At 58.7% G+C, this 22,560-nt stretch carries 25 protein-coding genes; 8 read left to right on the top strand and 17 right to left on the bottom strand.

Features of this window, described 5'->3' with window-relative positions; all coding sequences use genetic code 11:
- Nucleotides 1-4: 4 nt before the first annotated feature.
- Nucleotides 5-1,492 (bottom strand): sodium:solute symporter family protein, encoded by a 1,488-nt coding sequence (locus VGK14_RS07725; RefSeq protein WP_331508412.1) that lies wholly within the window; start codon nt 1,490-1,492, stop codon nt 5-7.
- Nucleotides 1,493-1,602: 110 nt separating this feature from the next.
- Between VGK14_RS07725 and VGK14_RS07720 the strand changes: the two genes are divergently transcribed.
- On the top strand, nt 1,603-2,439 hold the full coding sequence (locus tag VGK14_RS07720) for an HDOD domain-containing protein (RefSeq protein ID WP_331508411.1): 837 nt from the start codon (nt 1,603-1,605) through the stop codon (nt 2,437-2,439).
- Here the strand turns inward: VGK14_RS07720 and ubiB are convergent.
- The 4 genes from ubiB to VGK14_RS07700 are packed head-to-tail and all read right to left on the bottom strand — an operon-like array spanning nt 2,436 to nt 5,688.
- A complete protein-coding gene (gene ubiB / locus VGK14_RS07715) occupies nt 2,436-3,989 on the bottom strand; it encodes a ubiquinone biosynthesis regulatory protein kinase UbiB (protein WP_331508410.1) in 1,554 nt (517 codons plus the stop codon). The genes VGK14_RS07720 and ubiB overlap by 4 nt on opposite strands.
- The gene (locus VGK14_RS07710; RefSeq protein WP_331508409.1) at nt 3,990-4,583 is read right to left on the bottom strand and encodes a ubiquinone biosynthesis accessory factor UbiJ; all 594 of its coding nucleotides are present in this window, start codon (nt 4,581-4,583) and stop codon (nt 3,990-3,992) included.
- Nucleotides 4,580-5,311, bottom strand: coding sequence for a bifunctional demethylmenaquinone methyltransferase/2-methoxy-6-polyprenyl-1,4-benzoquinol methylase UbiE (ubiE, locus tag VGK14_RS07705; protein WP_331508407.1), 732 nt, complete (start codon nt 5,309-5,311; stop codon nt 4,580-4,582). The genes VGK14_RS07710 and ubiE overlap by 4 nt, the downstream gene beginning before the upstream one ends.
- Entirely contained in the window at nt 5,308-5,688 is a 381-nt protein-coding gene (locus tag VGK14_RS07700) for a DUF971 domain-containing protein (RefSeq protein ID WP_331508406.1), read from the bottom strand. The genes ubiE and VGK14_RS07700 overlap by 4 nt, the downstream gene beginning before the upstream one ends.
- Before the next feature lie 246 nt (nt 5,689-5,934).
- Here VGK14_RS07700 and VGK14_RS07695 point away from each other — a divergent pair, with 246 nt between their 5' ends.
- Together VGK14_RS07695 and ccoS are read left to right on the top strand one after the other, a co-directional pair.
- Complete coding sequence (locus VGK14_RS07695; protein ID WP_331508405.1) at nt 5,935-7,896, top strand: dynamin family protein; 1,962 nt, start codon at nt 5,935-5,937, stop codon at nt 7,894-7,896.
- Nucleotides 7,893-8,072, top strand: a complete 180-nt coding sequence (gene ccoS / locus VGK14_RS07690) for a cbb3-type cytochrome oxidase assembly protein CcoS (protein WP_331508404.1) — start codon at nt 7,893-7,895, stop codon at nt 8,070-8,072. Before VGK14_RS07695 ends, ccoS begins: the two co-directional genes overlap by 4 nt.
- Nucleotides 8,073-8,312: 240 nt before the next feature.
- Here ccoS and rpoH read toward each other — a convergent pair whose 3' ends face one another.
- The 3 genes from rpoH to VGK14_RS07675 form a co-directional block, all read right to left on the bottom strand.
- Nucleotides 8,313-9,167 (bottom strand): RNA polymerase sigma factor RpoH, encoded by an 855-nt coding sequence (gene rpoH, locus VGK14_RS07685; RefSeq protein WP_331508403.1) that lies wholly within the window; start codon nt 9,165-9,167, stop codon nt 8,313-8,315.
- Nucleotides 9,168-9,672: 505 nt separating this feature from the next.
- Nucleotides 9,673-9,999 (bottom strand): TonB-dependent receptor, encoded by a 327-nt coding sequence (locus tag VGK14_RS07680; RefSeq protein WP_331508402.1) that lies wholly within the window; start codon nt 9,997-9,999, stop codon nt 9,673-9,675.
- A gap of 117 nt (nt 10,000-10,116) precedes the next feature.
- Nucleotides 10,117-10,794, bottom strand: coding sequence for a TonB-dependent receptor domain-containing protein (locus VGK14_RS07675; protein ID WP_331508448.1), 678 nt, complete (start codon nt 10,792-10,794; stop codon nt 10,117-10,119).
- Nucleotides 10,795-11,020: 226 nt separating this feature from the next.
- On the opposite strand from VGK14_RS07675, the gene VGK14_RS07670 reads away from it, so the two are divergent.
- Nucleotides 11,021-11,857, top strand: a complete 837-nt coding sequence (locus VGK14_RS07670) for an inositol monophosphatase family protein (protein ID WP_331508401.1) — start codon at nt 11,021-11,023, stop codon at nt 11,855-11,857.
- Between the two features lie 178 nt (nt 11,858-12,035).
- Here the strand turns inward: VGK14_RS07670 and pqqA are convergent, their stop codons facing one another.
- Nucleotides 12,036-12,107, bottom strand: a complete 72-nt coding sequence (gene pqqA / locus VGK14_RS07665) for a pyrroloquinoline quinone precursor peptide PqqA (RefSeq protein ID WP_109016877.1) — start codon at nt 12,105-12,107, stop codon at nt 12,036-12,038.
- Nucleotides 12,108-12,298: 191 nt separating this feature from the next.
- Here pqqA and VGK14_RS07660 point away from each other — a divergent pair, with 191 nt between their 5' ends.
- A complete protein-coding gene (locus VGK14_RS07660) occupies nt 12,299-12,877 on the top strand; it encodes a LexA family transcriptional regulator (RefSeq protein ID WP_331508400.1) in 579 nt (192 codons plus the stop codon).
- 8 nt (nt 12,878-12,885) lie between these two features.
- Here the strand turns inward: VGK14_RS07660 and VGK14_RS07655 are convergent, their stop codons facing one another.
- From VGK14_RS07655 to VGK14_RS07640, 4 genes are all read right to left on the bottom strand, one after another.
- Entirely contained in the window at nt 12,886-14,025 is a 1,140-nt protein-coding gene (locus VGK14_RS07655) for an NAD(P)/FAD-dependent oxidoreductase (RefSeq protein WP_331508399.1), read from the bottom strand.
- Nucleotides 14,026-14,031: 6 nt separating this feature from the next.
- Nucleotides 14,032-14,502, bottom strand: a complete 471-nt coding sequence (locus VGK14_RS07650) for a Dps family protein (protein WP_331508398.1) — start codon at nt 14,500-14,502, stop codon at nt 14,032-14,034.
- 41 nt (nt 14,503-14,543) lie between these two features.
- The gene (locus VGK14_RS07645) at nt 14,544-14,708 is read right to left on the bottom strand and encodes a rubredoxin (RefSeq protein WP_331508397.1); all 165 of its coding nucleotides are present in this window, start codon (nt 14,706-14,708) and stop codon (nt 14,544-14,546) included.
- A gap of 131 nt (nt 14,709-14,839) precedes the next feature.
- Nucleotides 14,840-15,313, bottom strand: a complete 474-nt coding sequence (locus VGK14_RS07640) for a rubrerythrin family protein (protein WP_331508396.1) — start codon at nt 15,311-15,313, stop codon at nt 14,840-14,842.
- A 138-nt stretch (nt 15,314-15,451) separates the two neighbouring features.
- On the opposite strand from VGK14_RS07640, the gene VGK14_RS07635 reads away from it, so the two are divergent.
- Complete coding sequence (locus VGK14_RS07635) at nt 15,452-16,354, top strand: hydrogen peroxide-inducible genes activator (protein ID WP_331508395.1); 903 nt, start codon at nt 15,452-15,454, stop codon at nt 16,352-16,354.
- Nucleotides 16,355-16,379: 25 nt separating this feature from the next.
- Here VGK14_RS07635 and trxC read toward each other — a convergent pair whose 3' ends face one another.
- Nucleotides 16,380-16,814, bottom strand: coding sequence for a thioredoxin TrxC (gene trxC, locus VGK14_RS07630; RefSeq protein ID WP_331508394.1), 435 nt, complete (start codon nt 16,812-16,814; stop codon nt 16,380-16,382).
- Between the two features lie 369 nt (nt 16,815-17,183).
- Here trxC and VGK14_RS07625 point away from each other — a divergent pair, with 369 nt between their 5' ends.
- A complete protein-coding gene (locus tag VGK14_RS07625; RefSeq protein WP_331508447.1) occupies nt 17,184-17,792 on the top strand; it encodes a nucleotidyltransferase family protein in 609 nt (202 codons plus the stop codon).
- Nucleotides 17,793-17,795: 3 nt separating this feature from the next.
- Here the strand turns inward: VGK14_RS07625 and VGK14_RS07620 are convergent, their stop codons facing one another.
- The 3 genes from VGK14_RS07620 to VGK14_RS07610 are packed head-to-tail and all read right to left on the bottom strand — an operon-like array spanning nt 17,796 to nt 21,463.
- Complete coding sequence (locus VGK14_RS07620; RefSeq protein ID WP_331508393.1) at nt 17,796-18,803, bottom strand: XdhC family protein; 1,008 nt, start codon at nt 18,801-18,803, stop codon at nt 17,796-17,798.
- A gap of 13 nt (nt 18,804-18,816) precedes the next feature.
- Entirely contained in the window at nt 18,817-20,994 is a 2,178-nt protein-coding gene (locus VGK14_RS07615; RefSeq protein WP_331508392.1) for a xanthine dehydrogenase family protein molybdopterin-binding subunit, read from the bottom strand.
- A gap of 10 nt (nt 20,995-21,004) precedes the next feature.
- A complete protein-coding gene (locus VGK14_RS07610) occupies nt 21,005-21,463 on the bottom strand; it encodes a (2Fe-2S)-binding protein (RefSeq protein WP_331508391.1) in 459 nt (152 codons plus the stop codon).
- 130 nt (nt 21,464-21,593) lie between these two features.
- Between VGK14_RS07610 and VGK14_RS07605 the strand changes: the two genes are divergently transcribed.
- Nucleotides 21,594-22,508 carry a LysR family transcriptional regulator gene (locus VGK14_RS07605; protein ID WP_331508390.1) on the top strand — a complete coding sequence of 305 codons (915 nt, stop codon included), beginning with the start codon at nt 21,594-21,596 and terminating at the stop codon, nt 22,506-22,508.
- Nucleotides 22,509-22,560 lie beyond the last annotated feature (52 nt).

The following is a 22,560-nucleotide window of genomic DNA, read 5'->3' as shown; positions in this document are numbered from 1 at the left end:
GCAGTCAGGGCTCATGACGCGGCTGTGGCGGATGCCCATGCGCCGCATGGGCATGCAGATAACTCGGCTCCTCGACCTGTGCTTCATGGCCGAAGTAGGTCGGCAGCAGCGAGCCCACGATCATCCCCAGCGCACTGGCGATCAAGCCGGCGAACTGCGCCGGCAGGAAAGGATCTTCCGGGCCGACAAGCAACATCGCGAGCCAGGTCGAGAGTCCCAGAAAGATCGCCAGCAACGCGCCCTGGTTGGTGGCGCGCTTCCAGTATACACCGCAGGCCAGCGGCACGAAGGCCATCACCAGCGTGATCTGGTAGGCGTTTTCCACCATCTTGAAAATACTCAGCTTGGAGTTCATCGCATACAGCGTGACCAGCACCGTAAAGCTGAGTGTCACGATACGCATCAGGCGCAGCAGTTTGTGGTCGCTCATCCTGCCCATCATCGGCTTCAGGATGTTTTCGGTGAAGGTGACCGAAGGTGCCAGCAGCGTCGCCGAGGCGCAGCTCTTGATCGCGGACAGCAGCGCGCCGAAGAACATGATCTGGGCAAACAGCGGTGCGTGGTTCAGCACCAGGTTGGGCAGGATCATCTGCGGATCTGTTTCAATCAATCCGGCCACCATCTTGGGGTCGATCATCGTCGCGGAATAGGCGAGGAACATCGGGACGAAGGCGAACACAAAGTACAGGCAGCCGCCCAGTACCGAGCCCCAGATCGCGATTTTTACCGTTTTCGAGGATTGCACGCGCTGGAATACGTCCTGTTGCGGGATCGAGCCGAACATCATGGTCATCCAGGCGGCGGCAAAGGCGATGATTTCCTTGAGGTCGGGCGCGGGCCAGAATGCGAATTTCCCGGCCTGGCGCGCGTGTTCCACCACTGTTCCGACGCCGCCCACCATGCCGCTGACTTCGCCGCCGATGTAAAGCATGCCGATGCAGATGATGATCATCTGCAGCAGGTCGGTGATCGCGATGGCCCACATGCCGCCGAACAGCGTGTAGATCAGGATGGTGCCGGAACCTATCGTCATGCCGGCGATCCTGCTGATCTCGCCGCCGGACACGACGTTGAACACCAGGCCCAGTGCGGTAATCTGCGCGCCCACCCAGCCCAGGTAGGAAATGACGATGGCGATGGTGGTGAGCACTTCCACCTTGCGCCCGAAGCGTTTCTTGTAGAAATCGCCTATGGTCAGCAAATTCATCCGGTACAAGGGCGCGGCGAAAAACAGGCCGACCAGGATCAGGCATAACGAAGAGCCGAACGGGTCGGCCACCACGCCGTGCAGGCCTTCCTGCAGGAAGGTGGCGGGGATGCCGAGCACGGTTTCCGAGCCGAACCAAGTAGCGAACACGGTGGCGGTCACCATGTAGAACGGCAGGTGGCGGCCGGCGATGGCGAAATCCTTGGTGGTATGGACGCGGCTGGCAGCCCACAGGCCGATGCCGACAGAGACGATCCAATAGGCGATGACGAACCAGAGCAGCACGATATTCCTTTCAGGATGAACTTGAGTTGGCGCTATTCTAACAATTTGGAAATGACTGCCGCCATTAGGTACAATCATTTAAAAGAATTTTAAGGAAGCAAGGAGGAAAGATGGCTGAGCAAGCGCAGACCCTGGAGCAATGGCTGGCTTTCCTCACCGCCGCGGAAATCCCCGTGTTGCGTCATACCGCACGCGAAATCGAGCGTCTCAAGCAGCATGAAGAAGACCTCGGTGCGCGCGCCGTCGCCAACGTGGTGGTGCAGGATCCGCTGATGACCGTCAAATTGCTGCGCTACCTGCAGGACCACAAGCACAGCAGCCAGTTGCGCGATCTGGTGCAGGTGGAGCAGGCCATCATGATGATCGGCCTCGATAATTTTTTCGATAACGTGCCGCATACGCCGGTGGTGGAAGATGTGCTGCAGGACCACCTGGATGCGCTGGTCAGGTTGCTGCGCTCGGTGCGCCAGGCGCAGCGGGCGGCGCGCTACGCATTCGACTGGGCACTGCTGCTGCACGACCTGCACGCCGAAGAGGTACATATTGCGGCACTGCTGTGCTATCTGGGCGAAATGCTGATGTGGATATCCAACCCCGAACCCATGCTGAAAATCCGCCACATGCAGGAAGCCGACCGGACGCTGCGCAGCGCGGCGGTGCAGGAGGAAGTGCTGGGATTCAAGGGCATGGATCTGCAACGCGCGCTGACCGTGGGCTGGCATTTGCCGCAATTGCTGCAGGATATGATGGACCCCGCCCAGGCCGAGCATCCGCGCGTGAAGAATGTCATGCTCGCGGTCAATCTCGTGCGGCATTCCGCAAACGGCTGGGAGGACGCAGCGCTTCCCGACGACTACAGGGATATCGGCGAGCTCTTGCGCATGAAGCCGGAAGACGTGCAGACGATGGTGATGCCCAAGGGAGACGCGCCGGCTGGCAACGCTTAGGTAGCGGTGAGCAGCATCCAGGCCAGCGGCAGCAGCTGCAGCAAGAGCACGACCGCCAGCAAGGCCAAAATTACCCTCATGCGCCGCTGGTCGCGCTGTTCCTGCGCCAGCAGCACGAGCCGCAGCTGGCTGGCCTCCCCGGCAATAGTGCTGGTCAGGTAACGATGCATCAGCCTGGGTAGCTGCGGCACCAGCTTGCCCCACGACGGCGCTTCCTCGCGCATAGTCTCCAGCATGCCGCGCCAGCCCATCTGTTCCGACATCCAGCGCTCCAGGTAAGGCTTGGCGGTACTCCACAAGTCCAGTTCGGGGTCGAGTTCCCGGCCCAGGCCTTCGATATTGAGCAGGGTTTTCTGCAGCATGACCAGCTGGGGTTGAATCTCCACGCCGAAACGGCGCGAGGTCTGGAACAGCCGCAGCAATACCCGGCCGAAGGAGATGTCTTTCAGCGGCTTGTCGAAAATCGGTTCGCACACCGCGCGGATCGCGGATTCGAATTCGTTCGCCGGCGTATCGGCCGGCGCCCAGCCGGATTCGATATGGGCGCGGGCGACTTCCTTGTAGTCGCGGCGGAAAAATGCGACGAAATTGCGCGCCAGATAGTTTTTGTCGGTATCGGAGAGCATGCCCATGATGCCGAAATCCAGCGCGATATAGCGGCCGAAATGCGGGCCGTCGGTCGCGACCAGGATATTGCCCGGATGCATGTCGGCATGAAAGAAGCCGTCGCGGAATACCTGGGTAAAAAAGATTTCGACGCCGTGCCGCGCCAGTTGCGGAATGTCCACGCCCAGTTCGCGCAGCGCGGCGACCTGGCTTACCGGGAGGCCATCCATGCGCTGCATCACCATCACCTGCTCGCGGCAGAAATCCCAGTGCACTTCCGGCACCAGCAGCAGCGGGCTGTCGATGAAATTGCGCCGCAGCTGGCTGCAATTGGCGGCTTCCAGCATCAGGTCCAGCTCCTGGTGGACGTGCCGGGAAAATTCGGCCACCACTTCGCGCGGCTTGAGCCGCTTGCCGTCGGCCCACAGCTTTTCCATCAGCAGCGCGGCGGCATCCAGCAGCGCGAGGTCGTTTTCGATCACGGTCCGGATGCCCGGCCGCAGGATTTTCACCGCGACCGGTGTGCCGTTCATCAGCGTCGCGAAATGCACCTGGGCCACCGAGGCGCTGGCGACGGGCACCGGATCGAACTCCGCAAAAATCTCGTGCGGGACTTTCTGGTAGGCATGGAAAATGACTTCCAGCACTTTCTCAGCGGGGAAGGGCGGTACCTGGTCCTGTAGTTTGGCCAGCTCGTCGGCGATGTCCAGCGGAATCAGGTCGCGCCGCGTCGAAAGCATCTGGCCGAACTTGACGAAGATCGGGCCCAGGCTTTCCAGCGCGAGCCTGAGCCGCACGCCGCGGGGCGTGGTTAGCTGGCGCCGGAACAGCAGCGCTTTAATCAGCCGGTTAAGAATATCGAAGCGGGCATGGCCGAGCAGGAATTCGTCCAGCCCGTGGCGTAGTGTCACAGTGAAGATTCTGGCAAGCCGCAACAGGCGCATTTAAATGAGTTTTTCCAGTTTTTCCAGCCGTTTTTCCAGCCGTTCGGTATCGTCGCGCAATCGGTCCACTTCGTGGACAAACCGTTCCAGATGGCGTTTCTTGGCGATCAACGGCTGCTCTTCTTCCCAGTATTCCGCCAGCATGCCGGCGACGCTCCAGAATTGCCGCCGGCCTTCGCCGACGACGCGCTTGCCCAAGCCGACCAGTCCATGCGCCGGAATGTCGCCGATCAGCCGGCTCAGGTCTTCTTCAAATTCCCATTCCAGCTGCTGCAGAACCTTGCCCACCGCTGCCGCGAACTCGGTATCGCCCCGTAATTCCAGATCGGCATGATCCAGCTGCCGGCTGGCCAGAAAGCGCAATGCGGCGAGCGGCGTGAGCGCGATGGTGGCGTCGATACCGGCGTGGTCCGGCGAGGGGACGAACTCGCCGCTGTCGATCAGCGTGAGGTTGATGGCAACGGGAGGCAGGTTGATTTGTACGGTCTTGCCGGCATAGGCGCGGAGCTCTTCCGCCGTCCAGGGATTCTGGCGCAGCAGGTGATTGAGCGCGTCTACAACCGGGGTGGCTGGAACTGGGATGACCGGGATCAATACTTCCAGCCCTTGTGCAGCGCCACCACGCCGGCAGTAAGGTTGTGGTAGTCCACCTTGCCGAAGCCGGCGTCCAGCATCATTTGCCTGAGCTCTTCCTGGGCGGGGTGCATGCGTATCGATTCGGCCAGGTAGCGATAGCTGTCCGCGTCATTGGCCAAGAGCTTGCCCATCAACGGCAGCAGTTTGAATGAATAAGCGTCATAGGCCGGTTGCAACGGCTTCCACACTTGCGAAAATTCCAGCACCAGCAGGCGTCCGCCGGGTTTGAGCACGCGCTGCATTTCGGCCAGTGCCAGATCCTTGTGCGTCATGTTGCGCAGGCCGAAAGCGACCGTCACGCAATCGAAATAATCCGCAGGGAAAGGCAGTTTCTCGGCATCGCATTGCAACGCCGGCACGGCCACGCCGTCGTCGATCAGGCGGTCGCGTCCCACGCCCAGCATGGAAGCATTGATATCGGTCAGCACGACTTGCCCGCCGGGGCCGACTTTTTTTGCAAACAAGCGGGAAAGGTCGCCACTGCCGCCGGCCACGTCCAGCACGCGGTTGCCGGCGCGCACGCCGCTGATTTCGATGGCGAAACGCTTCCACAGCCGGTGCAGTCCTGCCGACATGACATCGTTCATCAGGTCGTAGCGGCGGGCGACGGAATGGAAGACTTCGCCGACTTTTTTGGCCTTTTCTTCTTCTGCGACGGTTTGAAAACCGAAATGGGTCGAGCTCATGGCGTTTCTTTACGTTGGTGGCCCGCTGCCGCGAGCCGTTCAAGATAGTCCTGCCACAACTGTTCGTGGCGCATGCACAGGTCGAAAAGATAATCCCAGGAATAGAGCCCGGTGTCGTGACCATCGGAGAACGCGAGCTTGACCGCATAATTGCCGATCGGCTCGATGCCGATGATGTTAACGTCTTCCTTGCCGGTCTGCAGTACTTCCTGGCCCGGCCCGTGACCGCGCACTTCGGCGGATGGCGAATAAACGCGCAGATATTCGCACGGCAGCACAAAATGCATGCAGTTATCGAAGGCGATTTCCAGCCGTCGCGATGCCTGATGCAGTTTGATATCGGTGGGACGGGGGGTGTTGGATGTGAGTCCGCTCATAGACTTGAAATCATACCAGAAACCGGCAGGGTGAGGACTTGAGGAGGCGCTTATCGGATGAGGCGGAATATGCCGGCAGTGGCTTAATAAACCTGAAATTTCCCCTCCAGCTTGGACGATAACGTCAACTGCTGGCACAGGCGATGTGGCGTGCTAAATTCGTTTCATATTATGCTGATTCCGTTGAATTTTTAAGATTTTATGCTAGAGTGCCCGTATAACCGTAAAAAAATCGGACGCCATGCCATGACGCACAGTACCCTCGCCAACCAGTTTGCCGCTTACAGCCAGTGGCGCGGCGGTCTCGTCGATACCCTTTGCGATTACCGCAACTGGTTGAATGAGCAGGAACTGAACGATGCCCAGATCGACCTGCGTATCCAGCACCTGCTCGACCGGCTGCGCGACGACAAACTGAACGTGGCCTTCGTCGCCGAGTTCTCGCGCGGCAAGTCGGAACTGATCAATGCGATTTTCTTCGCCGATTATGGCCAGCGCCTGCTGCCGTCGAGCGCCGGCCGCACCACGATGTGTCCGACCGAGCTGCTGTACGATGCATCGAGGCCCACTTCGCTGCAGTTGCTGCCGATAGAAACCCGGATTTCGGACGCCACTACGACCGAATACAAGCGTTATGCGGACGAATGGACGGTATTCGAGTTCGATATCGAGTCGAGCGAGAGCATGGTCTCGGCATTCAAGCAGGTCAGCAGCACCAAACGAGTGCCGGCGGAAGAGGCCACGCGGTATGGACTGTTCGACCCGGACGACCCCGACGACGCGATGAATCTGAATCCCGACGGCACCGTGGATATTCCGGCGTGGCGCTATGCGATCATCAACTTTCCGCACCCTTTGCTGAAGCAGGGGCTGGTCATCCTCGATACGCCGGGACTCAATGCGATCGGCACCGAGCCGGAACTGACGCTCAACATGCTGCCCAACGCCCATGCGGTGCTGTTCATCCTGGCGGCGGACACCGGCGTGACCAAGTCGGAAATCGATGTCTGGCGCCATTACATCAGCGGCACGCGCTGGAAGCAGAAAGGCCGTCTTGCGGTGCTCAACAAGATCGACGGCCTGTGGGATGAACTAAAGAACGATACCGAGATCGAACGCGAGATCAACAAGCAACTCGCTACCAGCGCCGATTTACTGGGATTGCATCCCAACCAGATATTCCCGGTTTCCGCACAGAAGGGCTTGCTTGCCAAGGTCAACGAGGATGCCGAGCTGCTGGGCAAGAGCCGCTTGCCGGAACTGGAGCGGGCGTTGTCCGACGAGCTGATTCCTTCCAAGAAGGAAATCGTCCGCGACAACACCCAGAACGAAATCGAGGATCTGCTGAACAACTCCAATATTCTGCTGGAGGCGCGTCTGCAAGGGCTGGCCGAACAACTGGAGGAGTTGCGCGGGCTACGCGGCAAGAATGAAGACGTCGTCGAACACATGATGAACAAGGTGAAAGTCGACAAGGAAAACTTCGAGAAAGGCTTGCAGCGTTTTCAGGCATTGCGCAGCGTGTTCTCGCAGCAGACCAATAGTCTGTTTACCTATCTCGGCATGGAGGCACTCAAGGTCGAAGTGACCAGGACGCGCGAGGCGATGGTGAGCAGCAATTTCACCAAAGGGATACGCGGAGCGATGGATGCCTTTTTTGTCGACTTGAAAGGAAAATTAACGCAATCGGATACGCAGATCGAAGAAATCAAGAATATGATGGATGCGATGTACAAGAAATTTTCGGCAGAGCACGGCCTGCGTCAGGTGACGCCGCCGGCATTTTCGACGCTGCGCTACCAGAAGGAGCTGGCCAAGTTGGAACGCGCCTACAAGGAGCATTTCGACACGGCGTTCAACATGCTCACCAACGAGAAAATGACGCTAACCACCAAGTTTTTCGAAACTCTGGCGAGCCGCGTGATTCATGTCTACGAAGTTGCCAACCGCGATGTGGAGAACTGGCTGAAAGCGGTGATCGCGCCGATGGAATCGCAGGTGCGCGAGCATCAGTTGCAGTTGCGCCGCCGCCTTGAAAGCATCAAGCGCATCTACAAGGCGACCGACACGCTGGAAGACCGCATCGCCGAACTGGAGAATATGGAAAAGTCCATCCACGGCCAAATGAAAGACATCAAGGTACTGCGCCAGCACATCGGCAATGCGCTGGCTTTCGATCAGTCTGCCGGAGAAGTGCGGGCTGCATGACCCCGATACTTTTATTCCTGTTCGGTTTGACGCTGGTGTTCGTCGGCTTCGCTGCGGTTGGTGTGCTGTGGGCGATCAAGAACGGGCAGTTCGACGACCTTGAAGGCCCTGCGCAGCGCATTCTGATGGACGACGATGATCCCTTGATTCCGTTCAATACCAAGCCCAAGCCCTAGCCGGCTGAGGCCTTGAAAGGCCAGCCGGCTTGCTCTAGAATGCAACGCTGGCGTCTTTAATGTTTGGATTGAAAAATGGCAAATCTGTTTACTTGGGAAAATGCCCCGCTGACCTTCATCGTCGCACTGATTATCTGGTCCTGGATCAGTTTCTTCTCGGTGATCCTGTCCTGAGATTTGAATTTCCCAAATAAGAACGGCTGCCGAGGCAGCCGTTCTTATTTGGATGGCCCGACGGAATCACGCCGGCGCCATCAGTAGCTTCATTTTTTGCATGGCTTTCTGCTCGATCTGGCGGATACGCTCGGCGGAAACGCCATATTCCGCTGCGAGTTCGTGCAGAGTCGCGCCATTGTCTTCCTGCAGCCAGCGCGCCTCGACGATGCGGCGGCTGCGGTCGTCCAGGCTCGCCAAGGCGTTCTTCAGGCCGACGGTGTGCAGTATTTCGATTTCGCGCTCGGCCAGTTCGTCGGAAGGTTCCGGCCGGTGGTCTTCGAGGTAGGCGATCGGGCTGAAGCTTTCCTCGCCGTCTTCTTCGCCATGGGATTCCATCGATACGTCATGGCCGTTGAAGCGCGATTCCATTTCCAGCACTTCTTCGGGTTTGACCTTGAGCTCGCGCGCGATTTCCTGCACCTCTTCGGGGTGCAGCGAACCGTTATGGGTAGTCATGCTGCGCAGGTTGAAGAACAGTTTGCGCTGGGCCTTGGTCGTGGCGATTTTGACAAGGCGCCAGTTGCGCAGGATGAATTCGTGGATTTCGGCCTTGATCCAGTGCACCGCAAACGATACCAGCCGTACGCCGCGATCCGGGTCGAAGCGCTTGACGGCTTTCATCAGCCCAAGATTGCCTTCCTGGATCAGGTCGGCCTGCGGCAAGCCGTAACCCGCATAGCCGCGGGCAATGCTGACCACGAGCCGCAGATGGGAAAGAATCAGTCCCTTGGCGGCTTCCAGGTCGTTGTCGCGTTTGAGTCTGGTCGCCAGCTCGTGTTCTTCCTCGGCGGAAAGCACGGGAAACGCGCGCACCGCCTGGATGTAATGCTCCAAGCTGCCTACCGGCATCGGCATGGGAAATGAAAGTGATTGACTCATCGTAATAACCTCCCGAGATGAATTATTTTAGCACTCGCGGTTAGAGAGTGCCAGTGACAAAAAGTTCATCTGCAAATGCCTGGTTGTTCCAAGCAATTAAAGTCGTAAACAACTTAATAATGTCGTAAACAGATTCCTTAGTTTACGAGTTAGGGGATATTTATTGCCTTGGTGATAAAGTATTCTGGGAATGTTGCCGTCGAGGATATCTGTCAGATCGGGTCGCGACTACTACAAATGAACAACCAATCACCCTCATCTCCTTGTCTGGACCAGAAATGGACAACACAACAAAAAGCTCGAGCTTATAGCTCGGGTTGATTGCCCTTGCAGACACTGGCGGGGATCCTTGGGAGTCGAACCCAGCACCAACGGATTATGAGTCCGTCGGCGTGCGAAAGGATCAAGCTCTTCATCCAGTAAAATCGTGATGCGTTCTAGATATGTTTCTTCGGCCTATTTAGGCCGTCCTATGCTACTACCGCTCCAGGCCTCCTGCATCAACTCAGTATTCCAGTGTTACTGTCAGACGAAAGGTACGTGGTTCTGCTGGATGCGAGTGAATATCGTCCACACCGGCGGCAGGTTCACCCGCCAAGCGCGAGGTATAGAAATAATCGATATCCGAGACCTTGCGGTCGAACATGTTAAGTACATCCAGCGCCACGGTGGTTTTTTTGTCGAAATGATAACCAAGCCGCCCGTTGACCAGCATTGAGCCTTTGGAACGTACGCTGTTGTCCTCGATCAGCGGACGAGGACCAAAATAACGCAATCTGGCCGAGCCAAACCATCCTAGTTCACGTTCCGCTGCCACTCCGATAGAGGCCATTTGTTCGATGGAGCCGGGAATTCTGTTCCCAACCACATCGGAATCAGTAAACCGAGCGCGTGACACGGCGAAATCAGCATCAACATAAAGCCATGAGAATGGCCGATAATGGTTAGTCTATTCGATACCGGTACGCTTGCTGGGGCGGCTGGCCTCGGTTGCTCCCACATCGCCAACAAACAACAGTTCAGAATCAATATCGAGTTGGAATAGCGCCAGTGTGCTATGCCAGTTTGGTAGCCAAACTGCGCGCAGCCCAATTTCCTTACCTTCCGCCCGGACCAGCGGATTGGCTTTATCCGCCGCCGCACCTGTTTTTGGATCAACCTGGATGGTTGCTCCACGCCCATCGTTGCTGTGGAAGCCGCGGCCCCAATTGTAATAAAGATCGGTGTCTTTCCCTGTGCGCCAAGCCAGCCCGAATTTCGGACTAAATAAGCGACTGCTGGCTTGCCCGGAATTGAGCGGGTTGTCGCTATCAACGTCGAAATGATAAATGTCGCCACGCAAGCCTAATGAGGCATGTAGTTGCTCTGTGGCTTGCCAATCGGCTTGCCACCAGAGCGCACCATTAACCTGATCCACGCTATCCTGCCGCACCGTGCCGATACGTTGCCGGGCCACAGTATGAAAAAGCCCAACCGTGTCAATCTGGTCATAGCGTGCCTGCGCGCCAAATGATTGTGTCAGGGGTTGCCCAGCTAGTTGGCCATCCCCGTGCCGGGTAACTGCTCCACCGTATACCTTGCGGTTGTCTAATTGTTCAAACTGGTCACCGGTGACGGGGTCATCCAGAAGGTACTGCCAATGCGCAATTTGTTTACGACTTTAGCTATCGATCCTGCTTTTATAACTTATTGATTTAATAGAGTGCCATGTTTACGACTTTAATGGGCCAGAACACTGGTGTTATCCGGCCAATCATACTCGTGCGGCACCAGGAACGCTTTCATAGTTCCCCGTGTTGCGCTGTTAGTGTGTATGCTTTTCGGATAACACGAACTTTGACAAGAGGCAGGATATGCAGCATTCATGGGAGGAAGAAAACCGGTTGGCAATATCGGCGGTGCGCGAGGGCGGACGCATCGCGTCGCACTCTGCCGCTGCCCTGGATATCCAGACCAAGGAGTCGCCGCGCGACATCGTGACCGCCATCGACATCGAGGTCGAGCGGGCAATGCTGGATATTCTGGCGCAATCCGCTTATCCGGCGCTGAGCGAGGAGAGCGTGACAGGAAGCGTGTATGCGCTGCACGAGGACAAGCTGATGTGGGTGGTCGATCCGATCGACGGAACGGCCAACTTTGCTCATGGGATGGATTATTTCGGCATTTGCGCAGGCTTATGCTGCGGGCTCGATTTTCTGGCCGGGGCGGTTTACTTGCCCCGGCTCGACCAGCTGTATTCGACTGCGGGGCAGGTGGCGCTGCTGAACGGAACTCCTTTGCTGCACCGGCATAGGTCTTTCAGTGCGTCATTGGTGGGAGCCGGCTTTGCCAACGCGGTTCACGATGCCGCTCATCGTGCCAGGCAATACGAATTGTTCGGTTCGGTCAACGAACAAACCCGCGGCTGCCTGCGCCTGGGCAGCACCGCGGTCAATATCTGCTTCGCCGCGGCGGGAAGATTGCAGTGCGCCTATGGCCTCAGGGCCAAGATCTGGGATGTCGCTGCAGCCTTGGCGGTGGCGATTGCAGCCGGTTGCAAGGTGATCGTCGCGCCTTCCGGCGATCAGTTCAGCGTGGACTATATCGCGGGCTCCGGCGACACGGCGACGATGATCCACGAACTGTGCGTCGATAAGGAATTGATGATCGAATCCTGCCGGGTATGGGAAGACGGTTGCCTGAGTAGCTAGGCTATCCGGGCTGCTGTTTCCATGGCGGCTTAAGTATTAAGGCCGAACGGCAGCGCGACGGCAGGTTGTGCGGTAAAAGTTGGACGTATCCGGACTGAAACAGTTTGCCCAATGAAAAATGGCAGCCGAAGCTGCCATTTTCCAGAATGACCGGGAATACCGGCCGGTGATCATCGGCTTAACGGTTGCAGACGTACATCGTCACTTCAAAACCGAAACGCATTTCAGTAACTTCGGGCTTGCTCCACATGGTAGTCTCCTTAAGGCATTGGGAAAAACTCGCAAGCGAATCGACTTCGCTGGTTCGTATGACGCGTACTATACCTAGGCGTTTTACTTGGGTATTCGAGACGGTCATGAATTGCGCCTAATGATTTTCATCAGTGACGGAATTTCATGCGGCAGTTGACGGCTGGACGAGCGTACAGTATTCTCTCTGCCATGGGCTCCGACATCGATTATCTCGCCAAGCTGCAGGATTATTACGCAGACCAAAAGACGCTGCCGTCTTTCTCCGCCATTGCCCAAATGCTGGGATTCAAGTCAAAAAACGCCGTTTCGGCACTGGTAGCCCGGCTCAAGCTGCAGGGTTATCTCGACTCGGCGCCGGACAAGCGCTTGAAGCCCGGCGCGCGCTTTTTCGAGCGCATGATCGCCGACAGCACGGTGAGGGCCGGTTTCCCATCGCCCGCCGCCAATGACAGGCACGACACGCTGAGCATAGACGAATTTCTGGTCGAGCGTCCTTCGCAGACCGTGTTGATTACCGTGAAGGGCGATTCGATGATAGACGCCGGCATCATGCCCGACGATGTCGTGATCGTCGAAAAACGGCAACTCGCCAATGTCGGCGATATCGTGGTGGCGATCGTCGACGATGAATTCACCTTGAAGACCCTGGCGCGCGAGAAAAACCAATTCGTCCTGCTGCCTGCCAACAAGGCCTATCCGGTAATCCGCCCCCAAGGCAAGCTGGAGATTTTCGGCGTGGTGGTCGGGCAGTTCCGCAAATATAAATAAGAAGTTTCTTACGCCTGCTCAAGCTTGGCCAGCATGGCTGCTCGTTGCCGCGTCTTGACGCCCGTCAGCACAAACCCGTGGAGCTTGCCGCTGTGGTCGATCTGCCAGAGTTGAAACCCGTTGTCCGCTTCCATTGCCACCCAGCTGGCATCGACGCCAGCCGGCGCCGGTTGCACCACGATAGGATAGATCGTGGTTTTGACGGCTACCGGCATGAAGGGGAACGACACGGTGGCGGGGGTGCCGGCCAGCGTTTTCGCCAATGCCCGCGCCGCATGCATGATGGGCATCACGAAGGGCATTACGCGGCCTTCGATTTCGGCGCAATCGCCGAGCGCGTAAATGTCGGGGTCATTGGTGCGCAGGCTGCCATCCACGACAATGCCGCGGTTGACCGCGATGCCGGTGGCTTGCGCCAGTCCTGTGCGGGGGCGCAGGCCGATCGCGGACAGGACGACATCCGCGCTGACGTTGCTCCCGTCGTCGAGCCGCAGTTCGATTTTCTTGCCGTTCCTGGCGGCGGACACCGCGGTGCGTCCAAGGCGCCATTGCACGCCGATCTGCTTCAGGGCTTGTTGCAGTGCATCGCCGGCCAGCCTGGGGATCAACGGCTGCAAGGGGTATTCGGCAGGCCCGATCACGGTGACGGCAAATCCCGCTGCCGCAAGATCGTTGGCAAATTCGCAGCCGATCAGGCCCGAGCCGAGTATGGCGACTTCGCTGCCGGGTTCGAGCGCAGCGCGAAACCGGGCGTAATCCGCCAGGTCATTGACCGAATACACATCGGCGGCCGCGTCACCGCCCAGCGGCGGCCGGATCGGATCGGCCCCGATCGCAAACACCAGTGCGCGGTAACGGTAGTTGCCGGCTGTCGTTTGCACTTTCTTTGCGGCGGTGTCGATCGCGATGACCTCCGCATGGGGCAGGACGTTTGCATTCAGATCCAGCGCGGCTTTTTCCGCCGTTGCAGTGGCCAATTGTGCCGGTGTTTTGCCGGCGGCGAAGGCATTCGACAGCATGGGTTTGGAATAGACGCTGCCGTCGTCGCGGGTGATGATTGTCAGCGGCGCGGCGGCGTCCAGTTTGCGAAACTCGCGGGCCAGGGTATAGCCGGCAAGCCCGCTGCCCAGAATGATGATGGGTTCCATGTATATTTATTCTTCCAGCAAGCTGCGCAACATCCATGCCGCCTTTTCATGCACCTGCAGGCGCTGCGTCAACAGGTCAGCCGTAGGCTGATCGTTGGCACGTTCCACCACAGGAAACAGCGAGCGCGCGGTGCGCGCCACGGCTTCCTGGCCGTCGACCAATTGCCGGATCATTTCGCGGGCGGCTGGTACGCCTTCGCTCTCGGCGATCGAGGTCAGTTTGCCGAACTCGCGGTAAGTGCCGGGTGCGGGAAAATCCAGCGCGCGGATGCGCTCGGCCACCAGGTCGACCGCCAGCGCCAGTTCGTTGTACTGCGTTTCGAACATCAGGTGCAAGGTCTGGAACATTGGCCCTTTCACGTTCCAATGGAAGTTATGAGTCTTCAGGTAAAGCGTGTAAGTGTCGGCCAGCAGACGCGACAACCCTTGCGCGATTTCCGCGCGATCCTGTTCGCTGATACCAATATCGATAGCCATTTTTCTATCCTCCTGGTGGTGAATGAGCCGCTGAAGACTTCCTAGATTTCGACCATATCAAAGTCGGATTTGCCGACGCCGCAGTCTGGACACGCCCAGTCGGCGGGAATGCTTTCCCAGGCCGTGCCCGGGGCGATGCCTTCTTCCGGCAATCCCTTGGCCTCATCATAAATGAAGCCGCATACGATGCATTGCCAAACTTTCATTCTCTGTCTCCTGATATATTAAAACTTGCCTCTCTCTCCCAGGCGGGAGAGAAAACAAGATACCTTTCTCTTTGCTATCCGGCAAAATTCTGGCGCTTGCGACCACCCCGAAAATCTCTTCTTTGCCTCAATCAAGCCACCACTTTGGCCAATATGCTGCGGTACCGGTTGGCATGACGCTCTTCCACCCTGGCCAGCGCGGCAAAACGCTTGGCGGCGAGCGCCAGCACGGCGGCGAAGTGCCGCGCATGTTCCTGCGATTCGGCGACCTGCGCGTCGATTTCCTTCACCGCATCGCTGTTGCCTTCGGCTTCGGCGGTGTGGCGGAAACCCGGGTACATTTCGGTGTATTCATAGGTCTCGCCGGCAATCGCGATTTCCAGGCACCTGGCCGGTGTCATTTCCGCCTTGGGGTAGAGCAAGTCTAGATGGCCGAAAGCGTGCATCACTTCCTGGTTGGCGGTTTCCTCGAACGCCCTGGCGGTGTGTTCATCGCCTGCTGCGCGCGCCAGTTTGGCGAAATAGCGGTACTTGATATGCGCCATCGATTCTCCGGCAAAAGCGGATTCGAGGTTTTGCATGGTTTTCAATCCCGGTCGCTGCATGATGTCCTCCTGAGCCTTGGTTAATCGATTCGTCGCTTGACGATGAAAAGCATTCTAGGGGCGGTTTATTGATAAATCCAATTGTATGTTTCAATTGTTTTGATTTATTATTCTTATCATTGTGACGGGAGTTGAACCATGACACTGAATGAACTGCGCTATATCGTCGCCGTCGCGCGCGAACGCAATTTCCGCCGCGCCGCAGAACGCTGCTTTGTCAGCCAACCCGCGCTCAGCCTGGCGATCCAGAAACTGGAAGAAGAGCTCGGGGTGCAGCTGTTCGAGCGCAGGAAAACCGACATCGCCTTGACCGGCGTCGGCGAGCAGATCGTCGAACAGGCGATACGCGTGCTGGACGATGTGGCGAAAATCAAGGAAATGGCGCGGCAAGGCGCCGATCAACTGGTGGGCTCGATCCGGCTGGGCGTGATCTACACCGTAGGGCCATACCTATTGCCGGAACTGATCCCGGTGCTGCGCGACAAAGCGCCAGAGATGCCGCTGGATGTGGAAGAGAACACCACTGCCAGCCTGGAAACCCAGTTGCGCAATGGCGTCGTGGATGCCGCAGTCATCGCGTTGCCGTTCGATCTGCCGGGCATCGCAACCGTGGAGCTCTATGACGAGCCGTTTGTCGTCGTGGTGCCGGCCGATCATCGCTGGGCCGACAAAACCAGCATAGGAGCTGCCGATCTGGCAGGCGAGAAAGTGCTGCTGCTGAATAGCGGACACTGCTTCAGCAATCAGGTGGTCGAGGCCTGCCCGGAACTCTCCCGCAAGGGCGAAGTGCTGCAAGGCAATTCGCTGGAAACGATACGCAATATGGTGGCTTCCGGCCTGGGCATCACCGTGCTGCCTTGCAGCGCTGCCAGCGAGCGTTACCGCAACCCATTGCTGCGCATGATTCCATTCGATGCTCCGGTGCCGACGCGCAGAATCGCGCTGGCCTGGCGCAAGAGCTTCGTCCGCAACAGCGCCATCACCGCGCTCGCCGATGCGGTAAAGACGATCAAGTCGGATTGTTTTAGCCCGGTTTTATAAATGCCCGGAATAGGCCCGGCAACAGTCAATGATGGGTATTCGCCCACTGCACAATTTCTTTCACACCGATGGCGCCGGCCTGGCGTGCGACTTCACGGCCGCCTTTGAACAGCGCCAAGGTCGGAATGCTGCGGATGCCGTACTGATTGGCCAGCATCTGCTCGGTCTCGGTGTTCACCTTCGCCAGCCGCAGGTTGGGCTCCAGCACGTTCGCCGCCTGCTCGAAAGCCGGCGCCATCATTTTGCAGGGTCCGCACCACGGTGCCCAGAAATCCACCAGTAGCGGAATGTCGTTGCGGCCAAGATGCCTGGCGAAAGTGGATGCAGTCAGCTCGACCGGACGCCCAGTGAAAATCGGCTGGTGGCACTGCCCGCAACCGGGATGCTGGGCAAGGCGCGCTGCCGGCATGCGATTGACCGCGTGACAGTGGGGACAGACGAGGTGCAGTGGAGTATCCATAAAAATTCCTGCGATAACGTATTCACTTGCTAGATAGGGCCGACGGTGCGGGTCTTCAAGCCGCTAAATGAAAAACGCCCGGTCAAACCGGACGTCAAGCGGGTAAACCGACAGAGCCTAGCTCTTCTTTCGCGGTGCCGAATGCGAAGACCCAACCCAAAAGGCAAGCGCGGCAACGGGCAGGGCGAATTTGAAGTCGATATGATCCCATGGCAGACCTCCTGTCGTGAAATTAGTGTGAACACGCCCTAATCATGCAGAATGACAGAATGCCACAGGTTGAATATTGGCATGGCCTGGTGATTGAGCCATAAAACTTCCGTTGGACTCGCGATTCCGCGCAGAAGTTGCCTGGCGTGGCGGCGGCATATGATGTATCGGGGGCTGATTTTATTGATGACGATAGGAATTCTTTTAGCAGCGGGCTTTTCCCGCAGGTTTGGTACGAGCGACAAGCTGATGCATTGTTTGAGCGATGGACGGCCGATTGGACTGGCTGCCGCCCAAAATCTCGTGCAGGCGGTGCCGGCTGCTATCGCTATCGTCAGACCTGAAAATCAGGAGCTTGGGGAGTTACTCAAGGCCGCTGGCATGCACGTCATGGCCTGTGGCGCGCATGAAAAGGAAATGGCGGATAGCCTCGCGGCGGCAGTCAGGTTTTCTGCGCGATTTGCCGAGTCCGTCGACGGTTTCGTTATCGCATTGGCCGATATGCCGTTCATACGCCCGCAAACCATTGCCGACGTTGCCGGCAAGCTGATGTCGGGCGCTTCCGTCGTGGTGCCGGCGTATCGGGGGCGGCGCGGACATCCTGTCGCTTTTGCGGCGAAATTCCGCAACAACCTGGAAAATTTGCGCGGGGATGAAGGCGCGCGTTCGATTCTCAAACGCTACCAGGACGAGATTTACACGCTTGCATGCGACGATACGGGGATACTGGCCGATATCGACACCCTGTCCGATATCGGCGTAGCCTGAACTTCAAGCCGCACAGGCTCTGCCCGCAAGATTTTCAGCGCGATGCGAAGCGGCAGACTGCGCGGCGGCCAGCCGTTGCTGCGTGCGCACCTGGATGATTTCGGCGAGGATGGCGACGGCGATTTCTGCCGGCGTGCGGCTGCCTATCGGCAAGCCCACCGGGCCGCGCAAGCGGGCAATTTCGGTTTCATTCAGGTCGAACATGCGCATGCGTTCGCGCCGGTTTTCCTGGTTCTTGCGCGAGCCCAGCGCGCCCACATAAAACGCATCGCATTTGAGCGCTTCCAGCAGGGCCATGTCGTCCAGCTTGGGGTCGTGCGTGACCGCGACGATGGCGGTATGCGGGTCTGGCCGCATCGCGATGACGGCGTCGTCCGGCATGCCTTCCGTCCACGTCACGCCTTCGATCCGCCATTCGGCGCGGATGTCTGCGCGCGGATCGCACACCAGCACGTCGAAATCCAGCGTCTGCGCCATGTTTGCCAGCACCGCGCCCAATTGGTTGGCCCCGATAATCAGCAAACGCCATTCTGGCCCGAAATAGTTATGGAACCAGTCGCCGTCGAGCATGGGCGTGCTGCCCGGCAGGGCTTCGCCCAGCCGGATTTCTCCCGTGCCGAGGCGCACCGAGCGCTTGAGCGGTTTCCTTTGTTCAATGCTGTGGATGACCGGGGTCAGCTGTGTCGCGTCATGCAAAGGTTCGACGAATATCTGCAGGCGGCCGCCGCAGGGAATGCCGTAACGTTGCGCGTCGTCCCGGCTGACGCCGTATTCCATCAGCGCCGGCGCTTGCGGCAGCGCTTGTGCGCGGGCCTTGTCGGCCAAGTCGTCCTCGATGCAGCCACCGGATACCGAGCCTACCAGATGGCCGTCCTCGCGCACGGCCAGCACCGCTCCTGGCAGGCGCGGCGCCGACCCCCAGGTTTGCACCACGGTAAACAGATGCGCGCGATGACCGTGGCGCAACCATTCAGCGGCACGAGTGAGGACTTCCCAATCCAGCGAATTCATAAAGGTGCCCCCTTTATGTTTTGCCGAGTTGATCGCCGATCGGCAAAGTGCGAATGCGTTTGCCGGTGGCGGCGAAAATGGCGTTGGCCACCGCCGGGGCAATCGGCGGCACGCCCGGCTCGCCCGCGCCGCCCATTTTCTCGGTGCTGGGCACGATATGCACCTCCAGCGTGGGCATCTGGTTCATGCGCAGCACCTGGTAATCGTTGAAGTTCGACTGCTGCACGCGGCCGCCCTTGAAGCTGATTTCGCTTTGCAGCGCCGCACCCAGGCCGAACGCGATGGCCGATTCCACCTGTGCGACGAGCGAATCGGGATTCACCGCCAAGCCGCAATCGATCGCGCATACCACGCGATGCACCTTGACGGCGCCTTTGTTGACCGAAACCTCGGCGACTTGCGCGACATAGCTGCCAAAGGATTCGTGCACGGCGAGTCCGCGGAATCTGCCCTTGGGCAGCGCGCCGCCCCAGCCGGCCTTGTCGGCGGCCAGGTTGAGCGCCGCCAGGTGGCGCGGGTGGTTCTTGAGCAGTGCACGGCGGTATTCCAGCGGATCCTTGCCGGCCTCATGCGCCAGCTCGTCGATCAGGCTTTCCATGACGAATCCGCTGTGGCTGTGGCCCACCGAGCGCCACCACAGCACGGGAACGCCGATTTTCGGCGAATGCAGAGCGATCTTATAGTTGGCAATGCCCTTAAAATAGGGGGAATCGGCCACGCCCTCTACCGACGTCGCATCGATGCCGTTCTTGACCAGGAAGCCTTCGAACGGCGTGCCGGCGATGATCGATTGACCTACGCACACATGCTCCCAGGCAACCGGCAGCCCGTCTGCGCCGAGCCCCACGCGGGCTTTGTGCAGAAACATCGGGCGGTAATAGCCGCCCTTGATGTCGTCTTCCCGTGTCCAGACCGTTTTTACCGGCGCGCCGGCGGCCTTGGCAATGTGCGCCGCTTCCACCGCAAAATCCGAGTGTGGATTGGCGCGGCGGCCGAAACCGCCTCCCAGAAAGACGGTGTGAATCTGCACCTGTTCCGGGTTGAGATTCAAGGCCTTGGCGACCGCCAACTGGTCCACGCCCTGCATTTGCGTGCCGGTCCATATTTCGCACACGTCTTTATCTATGCGCACCGTACAATTGAGCGGTTCCATCGGCGCATGCGCCAGATAAGGTGCGGAATATTCGACCTCTATAGTTTTGGTGGCCTTGGCTAAACCGGTTTTGCTGTCGCCCGCTTTGGCTGCCACCAGGCCCTCGGTGGCGGCGGTTTTCCTGTAATCTTCCAGCAGTGTCCTGGAATCCAGCGCGGCATTCTGGCCCAGGGCCCAATCCACCTTGAGCGCATCGCGGCCTTGCTTGGCCGCCCAGAAATTGTCGGCGATTACCGCTACCCCGCTCGGCACCTGCACCACGTTTTTCACACCCTTGATTTTTCTGGCCGCGGTGGCATCGAACGCTTTCACCATCGCGCCGAATACGGGCGGACGGACAACCACGGCGGTCAGCAGGCCGGGAAAATACACGTCCTGGCCGAACACCGCGCTGCCGTTGGTTTTTTCCGGACCGTCCAGGCGCTTGGTGGCGCGGCCGATGATTTTCCAGTCTTTTGGCTCTTTCAAGGTAACGGAGGTCGGTGTTTGCAGCTTGGCGGCGGCTTCGGCCAGTTCGCCGTAGCCCGCCCGTTTGTCGCCAGCGATCACCATGCCGTTTTCGGTGCTGCAAGCCGCTGGCGCCACGTTCCATTGTGCCGCAGCTGCATTCACCAGCAGGGCGCGCGTCAGCGCGCCGGCCTGGCGGTAGCGGTCGAACTCCGACCAGGTGGTGGACGACCCGCCCGTCATCTGGAGACCGTAAGCCGTATGCGAATAAACCGGCAACGCCGGCGCGTGCTCCACCTTGATCTTGCTCCAGTCCGCGTCCAGTTCTTCGGCGATCAGCATGGGCAGCGTGGTCCAGATGCTTTGGCCCATCTCGCTGTGGGCGAGCAGAACCGTGATCGTGTTGTCCGTGCCTATGCGCAGGAAGGCGTTGGGGGGCGGCAGTTTTGCATTGTTGTTTTCCGCGGCGTTTGCGGCAGGCAGCAGGAAGCGCTTGGCCTGAGGGATGGTAAAGGCGATCACCAGGCCGCCGGCGATGAAAGCGCTGGCCTTGATGAATTGGCGTCTTGAAATGTTGAGCGGGGCATTCATCGGGTTCTCCTTAAGCCAGCTTGCCGGCGGCGGCATGAATGGCGGCGCGGATGCGCTGATAGGTGCCGCAGCGGCAGATGTTGCCGCTCATCGCGGTATCGATATCGGCGTCGCTCGGGCTTTTGTTGCCGGCAAGCAGGGCAGTCGCCGCCATGATCTGGCCCGATTGGCAGTAGCCGCATTGCACCACGTCGATCTCGCTCCAGGCGGCCTGCACGGCCTGGCCTACCTTGTCATTGCTAATATGCTCTATCGTCGTGATTTTCTTGCCGACCGCGGCCGAGACCGGCGTAATGCAGGACCGGATTGCCTGCCCGTCCAGATGCACCGTGCAGGCGCCGCACTGCGCCACGCCGCAGCCGAATTTCGTGCCCGTTAAATGGGCGATGTCGCGCAAGGCCCACAAGATGGGCATGTCGTCCGGCGCGTCCAGTTGTTCGTCTTTCCCGTTGATGTTCAAAGTGACCATGAAGCATCCTTTCTTTTTATGAACTCGCGATAGTATGAAGGAGAATGAATGAGGCAATAAATGGAAATGATGTTATTTTAGAATTCCAGATTGTGGAATAATCTGGCTTGCCTCCAGGAATTACGAATAAATGCTTAACCGACTGGAAATGATGCGCATATTTTGCGTAGCCGCCGAGGCCACCAGTTTCAAGGAGGCTGCCGCCCGTCTGGGCGTTTCCCCGCAAGCCGTGACGCGCGCGGTGAAAGAACTGGAGCTCATTGTCGGCGAGCCCTTGTTCTATCGCAACACGCGCCAGATGCGCATCACGGATTACGGAGAACAGCTTGCCCATCGTGCGCGGGATACGGTTGCGGACATCGACGCCCTTTTCAAGCGCGGCAGCAAAGAGCCTACGGCGGACATGGCGGGAAGCGTGCGGATTACCGCGCCCACCGTGATCGGCCGCCGTTTTTTGCTGCCGGTACTGAGCAAAATTGCCGCAGAATATCCCCATATCAATCTCGACTTGCGGCTGTCCGACACGATTGCCGACGTCATCGAGGAGCAAATCGATATCGGCATCCGGGTCGGTTTTTTGCGGGACAGCAGTTTCGTCGCGCGGGCGATAGCGAAGACTTATTTTCTCGCCGTCGCGTCGCCCGAGTTGATTGCCCGCGTAGGGCGTCCGGCCGGCATACAAGCGTTGCTCGACCTCCCGACAATCGCGCTGGTCGATAAGAACTCCGGCCGTCGCTGGCCGTGGTATTTTGCCGATAGCCAGCAATTCACCCCGAGGGCGACCGCATTTGTCACGGACGACGCTGAAATCGAACTGGGTCTTGTCCTCAATGGCATAGGGTTCGGGCAGCTCGCGGATTGGCTGGCCATCCCTCATATCCGTGGCGGAAGGTTGGTTCGAGTGCTTGAGGCACATACGCCGCCGCCGTGGGATTTGTACGTTTACCGGCCTCGTCGGGGTCCGGTGCCGGCCCGGATAAGAATGGTTTACGACCGCATCGCGAGCGCTTTTTCCGCCCCGGAAATTTTTCTTGCTCAATCCTGAGGCTGCGCCGGCAAATGCTTCAGGCAATGCCGCTCCGGCAATTGGCGCAACT

It is taken from the genome of Novimethylophilus sp., assembly GCF_036504375.1.
GTDB lineage: Bacteria > Pseudomonadota > Gammaproteobacteria > Burkholderiales > Methylophilaceae > Novimethylophilus.
The sequence above is the reverse complement of the archived record's forward strand: the minus strand, read 5'-3'. Positions and strand labels throughout refer to the sequence as shown.

Excerpts from the sequence above, each read along its gene's own strand:
- VGK14_RS07605 (WP_331508390.1), top strand. The coding sequence starts at position 21,594 with ATGCTTAACCGACTGGAAATGATGCGCATATTTTGCGTAGCCGCCGAG.
- VGK14_RS07700 (WP_331508406.1), bottom strand. The coding sequence starts at position 5,688 with ATGAGCGGACTCACATCCAACACCCCCCGTCCCACCGATATCAAACTG.
- rpoH (WP_331508403.1), bottom strand. The coding sequence starts at position 9,167 with ATGAGTCAATCACTTTCATTTCCCATGCCGATGCCGGTAGGCAGCTTG.
- VGK14_RS07645 (WP_331508397.1), bottom strand. The coding sequence starts at position 14,708 with ATGAAAGTTTGGCAATGCATCGTATGCGGCTTCATTTATGATGAGGCC.
- VGK14_RS07720 (WP_331508411.1), top strand. The coding sequence starts at position 1,603 with ATGGCTGAGCAAGCGCAGACCCTGGAGCAATGGCTGGCTTTCCTCACC.
- VGK14_RS07640 (WP_331508396.1), bottom strand. The coding sequence starts at position 15,313 with ATGCAGCGACCGGGATTGAAAACCATGCAAAACCTCGAATCCGCTTTT.
- VGK14_RS07635 (WP_331508395.1), top strand. The coding sequence starts at position 15,452 with ATGACACTGAATGAACTGCGCTATATCGTCGCCGTCGCGCGCGAACGC.
- ubiB (WP_331508410.1), bottom strand. The coding sequence starts at position 3,989 with ATGCGCCTGTTGCGGCTTGCCAGAATCTTCACTGTGACACTACGCCAC.
- trxC (WP_331508394.1), bottom strand. The coding sequence starts at position 16,814 with ATGGATACTCCACTGCACCTCGTCTGTCCCCACTGTCACGCGGTCAAT.
- VGK14_RS07695 (WP_331508405.1), top strand. The coding sequence starts at position 5,935 with ATGACGCACAGTACCCTCGCCAACCAGTTTGCCGCTTACAGCCAGTGG.
- VGK14_RS07615 (WP_331508392.1), bottom strand. The coding sequence starts at position 20,994 with ATGAATGCCCCGCTCAACATTTCAAGACGCCAATTCATCAAGGCCAGC.
- ubiE (WP_331508407.1), bottom strand. The coding sequence starts at position 5,311 with ATGAGCTCGACCCATTTCGGTTTTCAAACCGTCGCAGAAGAAGAAAAG.
- VGK14_RS07655 (WP_331508399.1), bottom strand. The coding sequence starts at position 14,025 with ATGGAACCCATCATCATTCTGGGCAGCGGGCTTGCCGGCTATACCCTG.
- VGK14_RS07610 (WP_331508391.1), bottom strand. The coding sequence starts at position 21,463 with ATGGTCACTTTGAACATCAACGGGAAAGACGAACAACTGGACGCGCCG.
- VGK14_RS07670 (WP_331508401.1), top strand. The coding sequence starts at position 11,021 with ATGCAGCATTCATGGGAGGAAGAAAACCGGTTGGCAATATCGGCGGTG.
- VGK14_RS07660 (WP_331508400.1), top strand. The coding sequence starts at position 12,299 with ATGGGCTCCGACATCGATTATCTCGCCAAGCTGCAGGATTATTACGCA.
- VGK14_RS07620 (WP_331508393.1), bottom strand. The coding sequence starts at position 18,803 with ATGAATTCGCTGGATTGGGAAGTCCTCACTCGTGCCGCTGAATGGTTG.
- VGK14_RS07680 (WP_331508402.1), bottom strand. The coding sequence starts at position 9,999 with ATGGCCTCTATCGGAGTGGCAGCGGAACGTGAACTAGGATGGTTTGGC.
- VGK14_RS07625 (WP_331508447.1), top strand. The coding sequence starts at position 17,184 with ATGATGTATCGGGGGCTGATTTTATTGATGACGATAGGAATTCTTTTA.
- VGK14_RS07650 (WP_331508398.1), bottom strand. The coding sequence starts at position 14,502 with ATGGCTATCGATATTGGTATCAGCGAACAGGATCGCGCGGAAATCGCG.
- ccoS (WP_331508404.1), top strand. The coding sequence starts at position 7,893 with ATGACCCCGATACTTTTATTCCTGTTCGGTTTGACGCTGGTGTTCGTC.